The sequence below is a fragment of the Pseudomonas sp. SH10-3B genome (genome assembly GCF_019891415.1).
Lineage (GTDB): Bacteria > Pseudomonadota > Gammaproteobacteria > Pseudomonadales > Pseudomonadaceae > Aquipseudomonas.
Window position 1 is genome coordinate 1 of record NZ_JAFLXD010000057.1, and the last position, 14,724, is coordinate 14,724.

General features: G+C 62.8%; 11 protein-coding genes. 6 read left to right on the top strand and 5 right to left on the bottom strand.

Going from position 1 to position 14,724, the window contains the following annotated elements; translation table 11 throughout:
* Positions 1–275 precede the first annotated feature (275 nt).
* Complete coding sequence (locus J1G35_RS27430) at positions 276–2,423, bottom strand: TonB-dependent siderophore receptor (protein WP_223016560.1); 2,148 nt, start codon at positions 2,421–2,423, stop codon at positions 276–278.
* 103 nt (positions 2,424–2,526) lie between these two features.
* Positions 2,527–4,386, bottom strand: a complete 1,860-nt coding sequence (locus J1G35_RS27435) for a sigma-54-dependent Fis family transcriptional regulator (protein WP_223016561.1) — start codon at positions 4,384–4,386, stop codon at positions 2,527–2,529.
* A gap of 309 nt (positions 4,387–4,695) precedes the next feature.
* Between J1G35_RS27435 and J1G35_RS27440 the strand changes: the two genes are divergently transcribed.
* Genes J1G35_RS27440 through J1G35_RS27450 form a run of 3 tightly spaced genes read left to right on the top strand, consistent with a single transcriptional unit; the run spans position 4,696 to position 7,819 of the window.
* On the top strand, positions 4,696–5,673 hold the full coding sequence (locus J1G35_RS27440; protein WP_053134789.1) for a thiamine pyrophosphate-dependent dehydrogenase E1 component subunit alpha: 978 nt from the start codon (positions 4,696–4,698) through the stop codon (positions 5,671–5,673).
* A 26-nt stretch (positions 5,674–5,699) separates the two neighbouring features.
* Positions 5,700–6,719: an alpha-ketoacid dehydrogenase subunit beta gene (locus tag J1G35_RS27445; protein ID WP_027606544.1), complete on the top strand. Its 1,020-nt coding sequence runs from the start codon at positions 5,700–5,702 to the stop codon at positions 6,717–6,719.
* Positions 6,716–7,819 carry an acetoin dehydrogenase dihydrolipoyllysine-residue acetyltransferase subunit gene (locus J1G35_RS27450; protein WP_223016562.1) on the top strand — a complete coding sequence of 368 codons (1,104 nt, stop codon included), beginning with the start codon at positions 6,716–6,718 and terminating at the stop codon, positions 7,817–7,819. The genes J1G35_RS27445 and J1G35_RS27450 overlap by 4 nt, the downstream gene beginning before the upstream one ends.
* A gap of 54 nt (positions 7,820–7,873) precedes the next feature.
* Here the strand turns inward: J1G35_RS27450 and J1G35_RS27455 are convergent, their stop codons facing one another.
* Positions 7,874–8,761: a helix-turn-helix domain-containing protein gene (locus J1G35_RS27455; protein ID WP_223016563.1), complete on the bottom strand. Its 888-nt coding sequence runs from the start codon at positions 8,759–8,761 to the stop codon at positions 7,874–7,876.
* 183 nt (positions 8,762–8,944) lie between these two features.
* Between J1G35_RS27455 and J1G35_RS27460 the strand changes: the two genes are divergently transcribed.
* From J1G35_RS27460 to J1G35_RS27470, 3 genes are read left to right on the top strand one after another with little or no spacing between them, the layout of a single operon-like run.
* Complete coding sequence (locus J1G35_RS27460) at positions 8,945–10,033, top strand: polyamine ABC transporter substrate-binding protein (RefSeq protein ID WP_053134798.1); 1,089 nt, start codon at positions 8,945–8,947, stop codon at positions 10,031–10,033.
* A complete protein-coding gene (locus J1G35_RS27465; RefSeq protein ID WP_223016564.1) occupies positions 10,030–11,325 on the top strand; it encodes an FAD-binding oxidoreductase in 1,296 nt (431 codons plus the stop codon). Before J1G35_RS27460 ends, J1G35_RS27465 begins: the two co-directional genes overlap by 4 nt.
* 57 nt (positions 11,326–11,382) lie before the next feature.
* On the top strand, positions 11,383–11,799 hold the full coding sequence (locus tag J1G35_RS27470; RefSeq protein WP_053134804.1) for an SRPBCC family protein: 417 nt from the start codon (positions 11,383–11,385) through the stop codon (positions 11,797–11,799).
* Positions 11,800–12,040: 241 nt separating this feature from the next.
* Here the strand turns inward: J1G35_RS27470 and J1G35_RS27475 are convergent, their stop codons facing one another.
* Together J1G35_RS27475 and J1G35_RS27480 are read right to left on the bottom strand one after the other, a co-directional pair.
* Positions 12,041–13,435, bottom strand: a complete 1,395-nt coding sequence (locus J1G35_RS27475) for a HAMP domain-containing sensor histidine kinase (protein ID WP_223016565.1) — start codon at positions 13,433–13,435, stop codon at positions 12,041–12,043.
* Positions 13,413–14,096: a response regulator transcription factor gene (locus J1G35_RS27480; protein WP_010564812.1), complete on the bottom strand. Its 684-nt coding sequence runs from the start codon at positions 14,094–14,096 to the stop codon at positions 13,413–13,415. Before J1G35_RS27480 ends, J1G35_RS27475 begins: the two co-directional genes overlap by 23 nt.
* Positions 14,097–14,724: the final 628 nt, after the last annotated feature.

The following is a 14,724-nucleotide window of genomic DNA, read 5'->3' on the forward strand; positions in this document are numbered from 1 at the left end:
TTACCCCTGTGGAGAGGGAGGTCTCACTACCTCTTCGAAGCAGCGCTGTCGCGCAGCAAACGGCCCCCCTGTGGCGAGCGGGCTTGTCCCGTGTTGGGCTGCGCAGCAGCCCCATTAAAAAGAACGCGGTGTATCAGACACTCTGTAGCGGCTGGTTTTGGGGCTGCTTCGCAGCCCAACGCGGGACAAGCCCGCTCGCCACAGGGGGGCCGTTTGCTGCGCGACAGCGCTGCTTCGAAGAGGTAGTGAGACCTCCCTCTCCACAGGGGTAATTGTCAGAAGTTAACTGAAGCACTCAGGCGCGCCGTCAGTGGCGCGCCCATGAACAGATAGTCATCGCCCATGTACTCGCCCGCGTCGCGCCAGTAGCGCTTGTCGAACAGGTTGTCGACGCTCAGGCGCAACACCGTCTCGTAGCCGTCGACCTTGGTGGTGTAGCGGCTGCCGATGTTGACCACCGCATAATCCCCCACCTCCACATTGCCGCTGCGGTTGGCGTACTTCTTGGCGCTGTATTGCACACCGCCGAGCACCGCCAGGCCATTGACCCACGGCAAGGCATAATCGGCGTACACACTGGCGCGCAGCTTGGGCACGTTGATCGCCTGGTGCTCTTCGTATTCCGGCGTGCCGCTGCCGTTCACCCGGGCACGAATCGCCGCCACGCTGGTGGAAATCTGCAGGCGGTCGGTGGCCCAGCCGTTGGCCGACAACTCCACACCGGTGTTCTTCTGCTCGCCCTGTTGCACATAGGTAAAGGCACCGGCGCCCTCCGGCTTGGCGTACTGGTAGGCCTGGCGCGTCTGGAACACGGCGGCGGCGAAGCTGATGCGGCGCCAGTCGTATTTCACCCCGGCTTCGATTTGCCGCGAGGTGGTCGGGGCCAGGGTTTCACTTTGATTGGTCGCAAACCACGGCGCTGTGCCACCCAGGGACAAGCCTTTGCTGTAGCTGGTGTATAGCGAGAGGTTTTCCACCGGTTTGTAGATCAATGCCGCCTGCGGCAGAAACACGTATTGCTGGGTATGGCGGGCCTGGTCGCCCGTGACGCCGTCGAAGGCTTTTTCATCAAGGCGCACTTCACGACCGCCGAGGATGGTTTGCCATTGCTCGTTGAAGCGGATGCGGTCGGTGACGAACAGGCCGTACTGACGGCTGTCGAGGGTGCGATGGCTGTCGTTCAGCGGTTTGTCGGTGGGCGTGAACGTCGGCGCGTCATCGTCGATATTGGTCGTGCCGAGGTACTCGTTGACGGCGTTGCGCTTGTCGACCACCCGGCGAAATGCGCTGGTGCCGAAGGTCAGTTCATGGCCGATGTCTGCGGTATCGAACAGGCCGGTCATCGCCGCCTGGACTTCATCGTCACGGCGGGTGTCGTCGGGGCTGCGGTAGTCGTAGACGTCGTAGTTGCCTTCGGGCGTGAAGTGGTTGCCGACACCGTTGATGTCGCCGCCCCAGGCAAACGAACTGTAGTCATCGATCACCACCTTGCTGCGCGCGGCGCTGACGCTGCCTTTCCACTGGTCGCTGAAGCGGTATTCGAACTTGCCATTGAGGTTCAACGCGTCGATGCCGACCTGCTTGGAGCCGCTCTGATGGCCCAGCAGTTTTTTCGGCGAGGCGTCGTGGGGCACTTCGGTGCCGCCCAGCAACTGGTAGCCCGGCACCGAGCGCTGTTGCTTGTTCTGGTATTCCGCGTCGAGTTGCAGCACCGCGTCGGGGCTGATGTTCCAGTCGAAGGCCAGGGACACAAAATCGCGCTGGCCGTTGGCGTGCTCCACGTAGGATTTGAGGTCTTCGTGGGCGACGTTGGCGCGCAGGCCGAATTGCTGCTCGCTGCCAAACCAGCCGCCCACATCAGTGGCGATATAGCCGCTGCCGCGATCATCGGTGGACACCGTCACCGAGCGCACATCCTCCGGGCGCTTGGTCACGTAGTTGATCACGCCGCTGGGTTCGGAAATCCCGCTCTGCAAACCGGCGAGGCCCTTGAGCACTTCCACCTGCTGCTTGTTTTCCAGGGCGACGTTCTGCTCGCCAGTGATGGTGCGCCCGTTGATCTTGTAGCTGCTCGCCGCATTCAGCGAGAAGCCGCGCACCACGAAATTTTCGTAGTAACCGATGGGCGCGTAGCTGTCGCCGACCGAGGCGTCGTTGCGCAGCACTTCACTGAGCAGGCGCGCTTGCTGGTCCTTGATCAGCGCGGCATTGATCACCGTGATCGAGGCTGGGGTGTCCAGTAGAGGCGCCTCATTGAAGCCGCCGACCGAGGCGGTGTCTGCGCGATAGCCGGACTCGTCCTGCCCCTGGACCTGCACCGCTGGCAGTTCGACCTGCGCCGCCAGACTGTTGCCGATACCGCCGCTGAGCAGCAGGCCGAGGGCGAAACGTGAAGTGACAACGGGACGAAAACGCAAAACCATGGGGGCAGGGCCTTAAAGCGCAGGGCGGGGGGCGCATAAGCTAGGCATAACAGCCAGGTTTTACAAGCGTTCGGTACCGGCACGTGCGCTGAGACCGTGCGTCTCAACGCTTGCCGGGCATGTCGATGCCCAGTTGGTTGACTCGGCGGTACAGGGTGGCTCGGGAAATGCCCAACGCCTGCGCCGTCGGCAACGGCTTCCAGCGATGCCGGATCAACGCGTCCAGTACCACTTGGCGTTCCGGGCTGACGCTGTGCTCGGTCAGCGCCTCGACCTGTTCGCCGCGCACTTCCACCGGTAAGTCCGCCAGTTGAATCGTGCCGCCTTCACACACCGCACAGGCATACGCCAGCGCATGGTGCAGTTGGCGCACATTGCCCGGCCAGGCGTAGCCCAGCAGCCGTTCCAGCGCGGCTTGGCCGATGCCTACCGAGACGCCGCTGCCGCGTGCTTGCTGCTCCACCAGCCGGTTGATCAATGCCAGTTTGTCACTGCGCTCGCGCAGCGGCGGCAGGCAGAAGCGTGCGCAGCCGAGGCGGAAGTACAGGTCTTCGCGAAAGCGTCCTTCGTTCACCAGCACGGCCAGGTCGCGGTGGCTGGCGCAGATCACCTGGATGTCCACCGTGCGGGTTTTGGCCCCGCCCAGGGGCGCGACTTCACCCTCGGCCATCACCCGCAACAGGCGCGTCTGTAACGCCAGCGGCATATCGCCGATTTCATCAAGGAACAACGTACCGCCATCGGCCTGCACCAACAGCCCCGGCATGCCTTTGCTGGACGCGCCGGTAAAGGCCCCGGCCACGTAGCCGAACAGCTCGCTTTCGATCAGGTTTTCGGGGATCGCTGCGCAGTTCACCGCGACAAAGGGCCCCGCACGGCGGGCGCTGCGTTCGTGCAGTTGGCGGGCGAAAACTTCCTTGCCAGCGCCGGTTTCACCCTGCACCAGGACCGGCAGGTTGCGGTCCTTGACGCGCACGGCCAGGCGCAGGTGTTCTTCAACCCGTGGGTCGACCTGAGTGTGCGCAACGGGCCGCGCGGGTTTGCGTCGCGGGGTGTTGACCCGCACGTGCAGCACGCCAGGCTCGCCCAGCCATTGCAGGTGTTGGGTCGATTGATCGGTGACCGAGCGCAGCGCATCCAGGTCGAACACTTCGCCGATATGCTCCGGCACCTGGCCGAAACGCCGGCGCAGGGCCTGGCGCGCCTTGCTGTTCAGCGCGTGCAGGCGCCCATCCTGGTCCCAGGCCAGCAGCAGGTCGGGCTGGCTGTCCACATAGCCCGGTGTGCTGTGGGCCTGGAGTACCCAATGCTCGCGGGCGCTGTGCATGAAGAAGGCGTTTTCGATGGCTTGCGCACTCTGCGCCACCATCTGCCGCACCAGGTGCTGGCTGCGCCGGTCGTCCGGGGATTTGAGCGCCGAGGCATCCATCACCCCCAGCAGGTTGCCCTGGGGGTCGAAGATCGGCGCGGCGGAGCAGGTCAGGCTGATAAAGGCGGCACGGAAGTGGTCGCGCTTGTGCACCGTCACTGCGGCCTTGCTGGTCAGTACAGTGGCCACGCCGCAGGTGCCTTCCTCGGCTTCCGACCAGCAGGTGCCGAGGTACAGGCCGGCTTTGCGGCAGTCGCTGCGAATGGCGGTGTCGACGCGGTGGTCGATGGTCTGGCCCTGGGCGTCGGTGAGCATCACGCAGTAGTCGGCGTGGCGCACCCGGTGGTGCAGTTGCCCGACTTCTTCGCTGGCGATGCGCATGAACAGTTCGGCGCGCTCGCGGCATTCCTTGAGCAAGGGTTCGGTGAGGATACGGGGCCCCTGCAGCGAGCCGGGGTCGAGGTGGTGTTGCTCCATGGAGCGCCGCCATGAATCGAAAATCAGCGACGGCACCGGCGCCTGGGGCAGGCGATCGGCATTGCGGACCACGCGACTGACACAGTCGACGTGTTCCCTGGAGTTCGCGGCGAACATAAGGCCTCCGGTTCTCGATCATTGTTGTTATGCCCGCCATTAAGCGCCCATGGGCGTTGACGGACAAGGCTGGCCTGACCAACTGCGGAGGTTGAGACGCAGCGTCTCAATTGGCCTGAGACGCTGCCTGCACGTTGCAATGCCGGGTCTCATTCTGCGCTGGCACCGCGCAGCGGTACAACCGTGCGGCACTGCTCTGGGTCAAGGTTTTGCCAGGTTTTTGTGCGCCTTGGCACAGCCTGTGCTGAACCGCTTACAGCTGGCCGCAGCCAGCCTTTTGTGTGTCGAGACAACCTGGAGAACAACAAGATGTCCACTCACCTGTCCACCGATCAACTGCTGCATGCCTACACCGTGATGCGCACCATCCGTGATTTCGAAGAACGCCTGCATGTGGAATTCGCCACCGGCGAGATCCCCGGTTTCGTGCACCTGTATGCCGGCCAGGAAGCCAGCGCCGCAGGGGTTATGGCCCACCTCAACGATGAAGATTGCATCGCCTCCAACCACCGTGGCCACGGCCATTGCATCGCCAAGGGCGTGGATGTGTTCGGCATGATGGCCGAGATCTACGGCAAGAAAACCGGCGTGTGCGGCGGCAAGGGGGGCTCCATGCACATCGCCGACCAGGAGAAGGGCATGCTCGGCGCCAACGGCATTGTCGGTGCCGGTGCGCCGTTGGCGGCAGGCGCTGCGCTGGCCTCCAAGCTCAAGGGCAGCCAGGGCGTGGCCGTGGCCTTCTTCGGCGACGGCGGCTCTAACGAGGGCGCGGTGTTCGAGGCGATGAACCTGGCGTCGATCATGAAACTGCCGTGCCTGTTCGTCGCCGAGAACAACGGCTATGCCGAGGCCACCGGTTCCGGCTGGTCGGTGGCGTGCAAGGACATTGCCGAACGGGCGGTGGGCTTTGGCATGCCGGGGGTGATTGTCGATGGCAATGATTTCTTCGCCGTGCACGCGGCAGTGGGCGTAGCCGTAGAACGCGCGCGCAACGGCGAGGGGCCGACGCTGGTGGAGGTCAAGTTGAGCCGTTTCTACGGCCACTTCGAAGGCGATGCACAAACCTATCGTGGCCCGGATGAGGTGAAGAACCTGCGCGAATCCCACGACTGCCTCGCACTGTTCCGCCAGCGCTGCAACGCCGAAGGCTGGCTCGATGCCGCGCAGTTCGAACGTATCGACGGCGAGGTCGCGCAGTTGATCGACGACGCGGTGCGCCTGGCCAAGTCCGATCCCAAGCCCCAGGCCGCCGATCTGCTCAGTGATGTCTACGTCGCCTACCGCTAATAACAACAAGACCCGGAGAGAATTTCATGGCTCGCAAAATCAGCTATCAGCAGGCAATCAACGAAGCCCTGGCCCAGGAAATGCGCCGGGACCAGAGCGTGTTCATCATCGGCCAGGACGTCTCCGGCGGCACCGGTTCGCCCGGCGAGCAAGACGCCTGGGGCGGTGTGCTGGGGGTGACCAAAGGCCTGTACCCGGAATTTCCGGACCGCGTACTCGATGCGCCGTTGTCCGAAGTCGGCTACGTCGGCATGGCCGTCGGCGCCGCCACCCGTGGCATGCGCCCGGTGTGCGAATTGATGTTCGTCGACTTTATCGGCTGTTGCCTCGACCAGTTGCTCAACCAGGCCGCCAAGTTTCGCTACATGTTCGGCGGCAAGACCACCACGCCGCTGGTGGTGCGCGCCATGTACGGCGCCGGCCTGCGCGCGGCGGCCCAGCATTCGCAGATGCTGACTTCGATGTGGACGCACATTCCCGGCCTCAAGGTGGTGTGCCCGGCCACGCCGTATGACGCCAAGGGCATGTTGATCCAGGCGATCCGCGACAACGACCCGGTGATCTTCCTCGAACACAAGATGCTCTACAGCCTGCAGGGCGAAGTGCCGGAAGAGCTGTACACCGTGCCGTTCGGCGAAGCCAACTTTGTGCGCGAAGGCCGCGACGTGACCCTGGTGACCTACGGGCGCATGGTGCATATCGCCCTGGAAGCCGCCGCCAACCTGGCACGCCAGGGTATCGACTGCGAGGTGCTGGACCTGCGCACCACCAGCCCGTTGGACGAAGACAGCATCCTCGAGAGCGTGGAGAAAACCGGGCGCCTGGTGGTGATCGACGAGTCCAATCCGCGTTGTTCCATCGCCACCGACATCAGTGCGTTGGTGGCCCAGCAGGGCTTCTCGTTCCTGCGCGCGCCGATCGAGATGGTCACCGCGCCGCACACGCCGGTGCCGTTTTCCGATGCGCTGGAAGACCTGTATATCCCCAACGCCGCGAAGATCGAGGCCGCGGTGCTGAAGATCGCCGACAAGAGGAATGCCGCATGATCCATACCTTGACCATGCCCAAGTGGGGGCTGTCGATGACCGAAGGTCGCATCGATGTCTGGCTCAAGCAGCCCGGCGACCGGGTGGAGAAGGGCGAAGAAGTACTGGACGTGGAGACCGACAAGATTTCCAGCAGTGTCGAGGCGCCGTTCAGTGGCGTGCTGCGCCGCGTACTGGCGCTGAGCGACGAGACCTTGCCAGTGGGCGCGCTGCTGGGGATCGTGGTGGAAGGCGAGGCCAGCGAGGCCGAGATCGAGGCGGTGATCGAAAGCTTCAACGCCGGGTTCGTCTCCAGCAGTGCCGAAGCCGAAGCCACCGGGCCGAGTGCGCAGAAGGTCGAGGTGGGCGGGCGTTTGTTGCGTTATCTCGACCTGGGCGAGGGCGGTACGCCGCTGGTGCTGGTGCATGGCTTTGGCGGCGACTTGAACAACTGGCTGTTCAACCAACCGGCCCTGGCCGCCGAGCGCCGGGTGATCGCCCTGGATCTGCCGGGGCATGGCGAGTCGGGCAAGCATCTGCAAACGGGTGACGGCGAGGAGCTGAGCCAGGCGGTGCTGGCCTTGCTCGATCACCTCCAGCTCGACCGCGTGCACCTGGCCGGGCATTCCATGGGCGGGTTGGTTTCGCTGACGGTTGCTGACCAGGCCCCTGAGCGCGTCGCGTCGCTGACCCTGATCGCCAGCGCCGGGCTGGGGGCGGATATCAATGGCGATTACCTGCACGGTTTTGCCGAGGCCAATAACCGTAACGCGCTCAAGCCGCAACTGGTGCAACTGTTCAGCGACCCGGCGCTGGTGACGCGGCAGATGCTGGAGGACATGCTCAAGTTCAAGCGCTTGGAAGGGGTGGATCAGGCGCTGCGCCAGCTCAATGCCAAGCTGTTTGATGGCGGTCGGCAGATGTTGGACTTGCGCAACGTGGTGGGCCAGCAGCCGAGCCTGGTGATCTGGGGCAGTGACGATGCAATCATCCCGGCCGGCCATGCCCAGGGGTTGGAGGCCCAGGTGGAGATATTGCCGGGGCAGGGGCATATGGTGCAGTTGGAGGCGGCGGAGCGGGTTAACCCGCTAATCTCAACCTTCCTAAAAGCCCAACCTTGAAATGCAATCCAATGTGGGAGGGGGCTTGCCCCCTCCCACATTTTCAGATGCATTTCAAAGTGAGTGCTTTAGAGTTTCGCTGGGCAGTTCCTTGAACAATGCTCGATAGCTGTTAGAGAACCGCCCCAAATGCCAGAACGACCAGTTCATCGCCACCTCGGCCACGGTCGTTCCGGGACTGTTCAACAACTCACGCCGCGCCCCATTCAACCGGCGCAGGCGCAACCACTGCGCCGGGCTCATCCCGGTGTAGGTCTTGAACCCTTGCTGCAACTGGCGCAACGGCACACCGGCAATCTGCGCCAGTTCCAGCAGGTTGACGGTTTCATCCGGCGCATCCGCCGACCATTCGCCAACGCGCGCCATCAACCGGCGTTCTTCACTGCGCTTTTGCAATGAACTGCGGTCCAGGCACGCGCAGGCGTTGTCGAGGATGAACAGGCAGTCCTCGAGCAATTGCTGAGTGAGGGACACCGGGTCGCTGACCGTGGACACGCGCGTCAGCGTGCCACTTAGCCAGCGGCTGAACAGCGCGTTTTGCTGGCAGGTCAGCGGTGCCATGAACAGGCCTTCCAGCCGCGCCATATCCAGGCCATGGCGCTGCACGAAGTGCGGCCCGAACACCACCGCCACTTCGCGGTAGTTTTCCGGGGTGATCCAGGTATTGCGGCTTTCGCCATTGAGCACATACAGCGCGTTGTCGCTGCCATCGAAACAGAACGCCAGTGCACCCGGTGGTGCTTTGAAGTGCTGCTCGACGCGGGTGTTCATGCTTTCTTCGTACACCTCGACCCCTTGCAGGTCGAGGTAGCGGATGCGGCCGGCAAAGTGCCCCGGGGACATCTGCTGGTACTGCTGCACCCAACCGGGTGTCGCACTGCATTGAGCGGCCACATCACCGGTGGTGAAGGCCTGTACGCGCAAAGCGGTTGCCTGGGTCATGGGTGATCCGTGCGCACTCTATTGGTGCGTTGTGCCGCGTGCAAAGTGGATAGATGGCCTGTGAAGGCTGGCCCAAGATAGACCTCAATGCGCCGCGAGTACAAGCCGGCGCAAGCCAACCCGTCTGCCGGAGCGTGTGTTGCTGCTGTTGAGCGTCTAAAAAAAACCAAAAGGGGTGTCGATATGCGTCTTGTGAAAAAGCTTCTCCCGCTGGCCTTGGTGGCTGCATTCAGCAGCACCAGCGAAGCTGCACAAACGGTGAGCGTCTACAACTGGACCGACTATATCGGCGAGACCACCCTGGCTGATTTCCAGGCCGCAACCTCGATCAAGGTGATCTACGACGTCTTCGACTCCAACGAAACCCTGGAGGGCAAGTTGCTCGCCGGTCGCACCGGCTATGACGTGGTGGTGCCGTCCAACCACTTTTTAGCGCGCCAGGTGAAGGCCGGCGCGTTCCTCAAGCTCGACCGCGCGCAGTTGCCCAACTTCAAGAACCTCGACCCCAAGCTGCTCAAGCTGCTGGAGAAAAACGACCCAGGCAATGCGCACTCGGTGCCGTACCTGTGGGGCACCAACGGCATCGGCTATAACGTCGACAAGGTCAAGCAGGTGCTGGGCATCGACCATATCGATTCATGGGCGGTGCTGTTCGAGCCGGAGAACATCAAGAAGCTCAACCAGTGCGGCGTGGCCTTCCTCGACTCGGCGGATGAGCTGTTCCCGGCGATCCTCAACTACATGGGCAAGGACCCGCGCAGCGAGAATGCCGAGGACTACAAGCAAGCCGAGGCCAAGCTGTTGACGCTGCGGCCGTACATCACCTACTTCCATTCCTCCAAGTACATTTCGGACCTGGCCAACGGTGATATCTGCGTGGCGTTCGGCTATTCCGGCGATGTGTTCCAAGCGGCCAACCGCGCCAAGGAAGCCAAGAACGGCGTGAATATCGCCTACTCGATTCCCAAGGAAGGCTCCAACCTGTGGTTTGACCTGCTGGCGATCCCGGCCGATGCGAGCAACCCGAAAGCGGCCCATGCGTTTATCAACTACCTGCTCGACCCTGAAGTGATCGCCAAGGTCAGCGCCTCGGTCGGTTACGCCAATGCCAACCCGGCAGCCAAGGCGTTCATGGCCCCGGAACTGGTGAACAACCCTGAGGTGTACCCGTCCCAGGCTGTGCTCGACAAACTCTATATTTCCACCACGCCGACCCCGGCGACCATGCGCCTGATGACCCGCGCCTGGAGCAAAGTGAAGACCAACAAATGATCCCCTCCAGCGACCACGCCCTTTCCTATTACCTCGCGTCCGCGAATGCCATGCCGGAGCGCCCGTCACTGGGCGCCGACCTGAGCGCCGATGTGTGTGTGATCGGCGGTGGGTTTACCGGCGTCAACACCGCTATCGAACTGGCCCAGCGCGGGCTCTCGGTGGTCCTGCTGGAGGCCCGGCGCATCGGCTGGGGCGCCAGTGGGCGCAACGGTGGGCAGTTGATTCGTGGCATCGGCCACGATGTGTCGGGGTTTGCCAAGTACGTGGGCGAGGAGGGCGTGCGTTACCTGGAGCGGGCCGGTATTGAGTCGGTGGCGTTGGTGGGGGAACGCATTCGTGAGCACGGGATCGACTGCGATTTGCGCTGGGGCTTCTGTGAGCTGGCCAATACCCCGGCGCAATTCGCGGCGTTCAAGGGCGAGCAGCAGAACCTGGCGCGCCAGGGGTATGTGCATGAAACCTGCCTGGTGGGGCCCGAGGATATGCAGGAGGTGGTCGGCTCGATGGTGTATGCCGGCGGCCTGGTCGATAGGGGCTCCGGGCACCTGCACCCGCTGAACCTGGTGCTCGGCGAGGCGCAGGTGGCCGAGTCCCTGGGGGTGAAGATTTTTGAACACACCGAGGTGTTGGCATTGATCCACGGCGACACCGTGCAGGTGCGCTGTGCCAGAGGTACGGTGCGGGCGGCCAGCCTGGTGCTGGCCTGCAATGCACACCTGGAAGAACTCGAACCGCGCCTGAGCGGCAAGGTGCTGCCGGCGGGCAGCTACATCATCGCCACCGAACCGCTGTCGGTTGAAATGGCCAACCAGTTGATCCCACAGAAACTGGCGCTGTGCGACCAGAAAGTCGGCCTGGATTACTACCGGCTGTCCGCCGACCGTCGCCTATTGTTCGGCGGCGCCTGCCATTACTCGGGACGCGATCCCAAAGACATCGCTGCCTATATGCAGCCAAAGATGCTCAAGGTGTTCCCGCAACTGGCCAACACCGCCATCGCGTTCCAGTGGGGCGGCAAGATCGGCATCACCGCCAATCGCTTCCCGCAGGTCGGGCGGTTGCAGCAGTACCCGAATGTGTTCTACGCCCAGGGGTATTCCGGGCACGGGTTGAACGTCACTCACTGGTGCGCGCGGCTGCTGGCCGAAGGCATACACGCGGGCCACAGCCAGGGTCTGGATATTTTCAGCCAGGTGCCGCACATGACCTTTCCGGGCGGAAAAGCGTTGCGCTCGCCGCTGCTGGCGTTGGGGATGGCGTGGCATCGTTTGCGGGAATTGATGCATTGAAGCCTGGGGCGTGGCAGGCTGTGGACGAAGTTTTCCTACGACTTTTGGAGATTTACCGTGCCAACAGCATCTGCAGCAATTGAAATCCCGGTATCGGCCGATCAGGTCTGGAAATTGGTCGGCGGCTTTAACAGCCTGCCCGACTGGTTGCCGCTGATCGTCAAGAGCGAGCCCGGGGAGGGCGGCCGTGTGCGTCACCTGGAAACCGCCGACGGCGGTGTGGTGGTGGAGCGTTTGCAGACCTTCGATAACGTCGGGCGTACTTACAGCTACACCATTGAAGCGTCGCCGTTTCCGGTGAGTGCCTATCTTGCGACTGTGCAAGTTGAGGCGTTGACGGAGTCGTCGGCAAAGGTAACGTGGTCCGGGGTGTTTACCCCGGCGGCGGGTACTACGGAGGCGGCGGTGGAAGAGCTGTTTGCCGGCATGTACAGCGGCGGGCTTGAGGCGCTGCGGGCCAACTTCCCGGCCTGATCCGATCTACCCGGCAATGCAAGGTATCTACACAACGTTCAGAGACTTTCGAGTTCCCCTGTGGCGAGCGGGCTTGCCCTAATGCCCGTCAGTTAACGCTTTTTGTAGGAGCGAGCTTGCTCGCGAAAAACTCACAGGCGCCGCGTTTATTCAGGAGGCACGCGTTATCGTTGACGTTTTTCGCGAGCAAGCTCGCTCCTACAGGAGGCGATGTACGCTTACTGACTGACTGGCTTATGGATCAGGCTTCGGGCATCAGTTGCTGGCGGCATTCCAGGATCAGGCGCGCACCGCCTTGCTCGCTGGTGCCGACTTCCAACTTGAACCCATGCAAGTTGATGATCGCGGCCACGATCGACAGGCCCAATCCAAACCCGCCTTGCTGGTCGCCTTCATCCACCCGATAAAAGCGCTGGAACACCGCGTCGCGTTCTGCCGCCGGTATGCCGGGCCCGGAGTCGTGCACTTCGATGCGTGTGCTGCCGGCGTCGTTGAGCCCGCGCAGGATCACTTCGCCCCCCGCTGGGGAGAACTTGATCGAGTTGCTCAGCAGGTTGGCCAAGGCTTCGAACAACAGGGCGCGGTCGCCGGTGATCCATGGCAGGGACTCGGGGACTTCGAGGCGCAGGTGCAATTCGCCTTCTTCGGCCAGGGGCAGGTAGAAGTCATGCAATTCGCGCAGCAGGGGCAGCGGGTCCATGACCAGGAAACCGGAGCGGCGCTGGTGGTCTTCAAGTTCGGAAATGCGCAACAGCCCGCGAAAACGCGCCATCAGGGTGTCGGTCTCGGCGATGGCGTCGTCCAGTTTCACCGCGTAGCCGGAGTCCTGCTCGGCCTCCTGCCGGATGCGGTAGAGCTGTGCGCGCAGGCGGGTCAGCGGGGTGCGTAGGTCATGGGCGATGTTGTCGCAGACGCCCTTGACCTCGTTCATCAGCTTCTCGATGCGGTCGAGCATGGCGTTGACGATGGCGGCGAGCATGTCCAGTTCATCACGGCGGTTGGACAGCGGCAAACGGTGGGTAAGGTCGCCGGCGACGATGGCTTCGGCGCTGGCCTGGATCCCGCGAATCCGTCGCAATGGGCGGCGGCGCAACAGATGCCAGCCAGCAGCGCCGGGGATAATGGTCAGGGACAGCGCCCACAGCAGGGCATGCCAGATGATCCGCGTCACACCGAACAGCGAGCCGTTGGCGCGCACCAGCACCAGCCAGCGGCCTTCGTCGGTGTGGGTGGCGACGGCGTCGCAGCTGTCCTTGGGCAGTTTGGGGTCGTCGGAGTCGACGCAGTTGGCCAGGGTGTGGATCTTGCCGTCCAGCGGCAGGTCGGGCGGGATCGCGCGGATCGGTCCGCTCAAGGGGCGGAATTGCTCATCGAACAGGCCGTAGGCGTCCACGCCTTTCATGTCGAAGGTCATGCTGGTGGTCAGCGCTTCCACCAGCTCTTCGCCGTCGAAACGCTGGAACAGGTGCTGGCGCTGCATCAGCGAATGGCGCGAGAGGTCGCCCAGGTAACCGGACACCTCGTAATACAGCACCCCCATGAGGATGCAGCTCCAGGCCACGAACAACGAACTGTAGAGCGCCAGCAAGCGGCTGCTGGAAGAGCGCCAGCCTTTAGAGGGGTTCAGCAATGACATAACCGGAACCTCGTACCGTGCGGATCAGCGGCGTGAGGCCCGGTGGATCGATTTTCTTGCGCAGACGGCCGATGTGCACGTCGATCAGGTTGGTGCCCGGGTCGAAGTGATAACCCCAGACTTCCTCGAAGATCATCATCCGCGACAGGATCTGCCCGGTGTTGCGCATGAGGAATTCGAGCAGTTTGTACTCGGTGGGCAGCAGGCTCAGGGGCTGGTCGGCGCGGCTGGCTTCGCGGCTGATCAGGTTGAGTTCCAGGTCGGCCACGCGCAGGGCGGTTTCGAATTCCTTGACCGTGCTTTTACGGCGCAGCAGCACCTCGACGCGGGCGGCCATTTCGTCGGAGGCAAACGGCTTGGTGAGGTAGTCATCCCCCCCGGCGCGCAGGCCGCGCACGCGCTCGTCGACATCGGAGAGGGCGCTGATCATCAGGATTGGCGTCGACACTCCGATGGTGCGCAAGGTGGTGACGATGGCCAGGCCGTCGAGTTCCGGCAGCATGCGGTCGAGGGTGATCAGATCGTAATCACCACTCACGGCGCGGACCAGGCCTTCGCGGCCGTTGTCCACCCAATCTACGTCCAGTCCATGGCTACTCAGCTCGGCGACGATCTCGCGGGCCGTTACGGCGTCATCCTCGATGGTCAAAATGCGGGTCATAGGATTACCTGGTGAGCGATTCACACTAGAAGTGGGGGCATTTTGCCAAGAAATGGCTGAACGCTTCCTAAATAAAACTTCATCTAGGCCCAGACACCCATTTCATGACGAACAACGGTCGGTGTGGGAGGGGGCTTACCCCCGGTAACCACGATGCGAAGCGAGTCGCCCTTGATCTTGATCTTGATCTTGATCTTGCTTTTGATCTTGATCTCAGGCGCCCCGTTAAACCACGCTGGCCGGAATTCGATAGTGATTTGGGGGTAAACCGGCAGGGATGCCGGTTTAGCCGCCCCGCGCCATGGATGGCGCGTGGCGGCGGCCTCCCAAATCACTGTCGGATTACGGGCACACCGAGCCTGGGCGAGGTGCCGAGTGGTGGGGCGAAGCGTTTTGCTTACTTTTGCGCTGTTCAAAAGTGAGCCGCCGTAAGGGCGGAACCCATAGTCGCCGTTACCGCAGCAACGGATATGTACTCGGTCTGATCCAACATCTTGGTCGGCCCAGAGGCCGCCATCGGGAGCAAGCCCCCTCCCACAGGGAATGCATAACGCCCGCCTGCAACAATCATTTCTTGCAAGTTGCATGGTTTAGGCAAGTTCAATTTACTTAACTTCTTGAAATACAA

Coding starts and splice junctions, on each gene's coding strand:
- J1G35_RS27430 (WP_223016560.1), bottom strand. CDS start 2,423: ATGGTTTTGCGTTTTCGTCCCGTTGTCACTTCACGTTTCGCCCTCGGC.
- J1G35_RS27435 (WP_223016561.1), bottom strand. CDS start 4,386: ATGTTCGCCGCGAACTCCAGGGAACACGTCGACTGTGTCAGTCGCGTG.
- J1G35_RS27440 (WP_053134789.1), top strand. CDS start 4,696: ATGTCCACTCACCTGTCCACCGATCAACTGCTGCATGCCTACACCGTG.
- J1G35_RS27445 (WP_027606544.1), top strand. CDS start 5,700: ATGGCTCGCAAAATCAGCTATCAGCAGGCAATCAACGAAGCCCTGGCC.
- J1G35_RS27450 (WP_223016562.1), top strand. CDS start 6,716: ATGATCCATACCTTGACCATGCCCAAGTGGGGGCTGTCGATGACCGAA.
- J1G35_RS27455 (WP_223016563.1), bottom strand. CDS start 8,761: ATGACCCAGGCAACCGCTTTGCGCGTACAGGCCTTCACCACCGGTGAT.
- J1G35_RS27460 (WP_053134798.1), top strand. CDS start 8,945: ATGCGTCTTGTGAAAAAGCTTCTCCCGCTGGCCTTGGTGGCTGCATTC.
- J1G35_RS27465 (WP_223016564.1), top strand. CDS start 10,030: ATGATCCCCTCCAGCGACCACGCCCTTTCCTATTACCTCGCGTCCGCG.
- J1G35_RS27475 (WP_223016565.1), bottom strand. CDS start 13,435: ATGTCATTGCTGAACCCCTCTAAAGGCTGGCGCTCTTCCAGCAGCCGC.
- J1G35_RS27480 (WP_010564812.1), bottom strand. CDS start 14,096: ATGACCCGCATTTTGACCATCGAGGATGACGCCGTAACGGCCCGCGAG.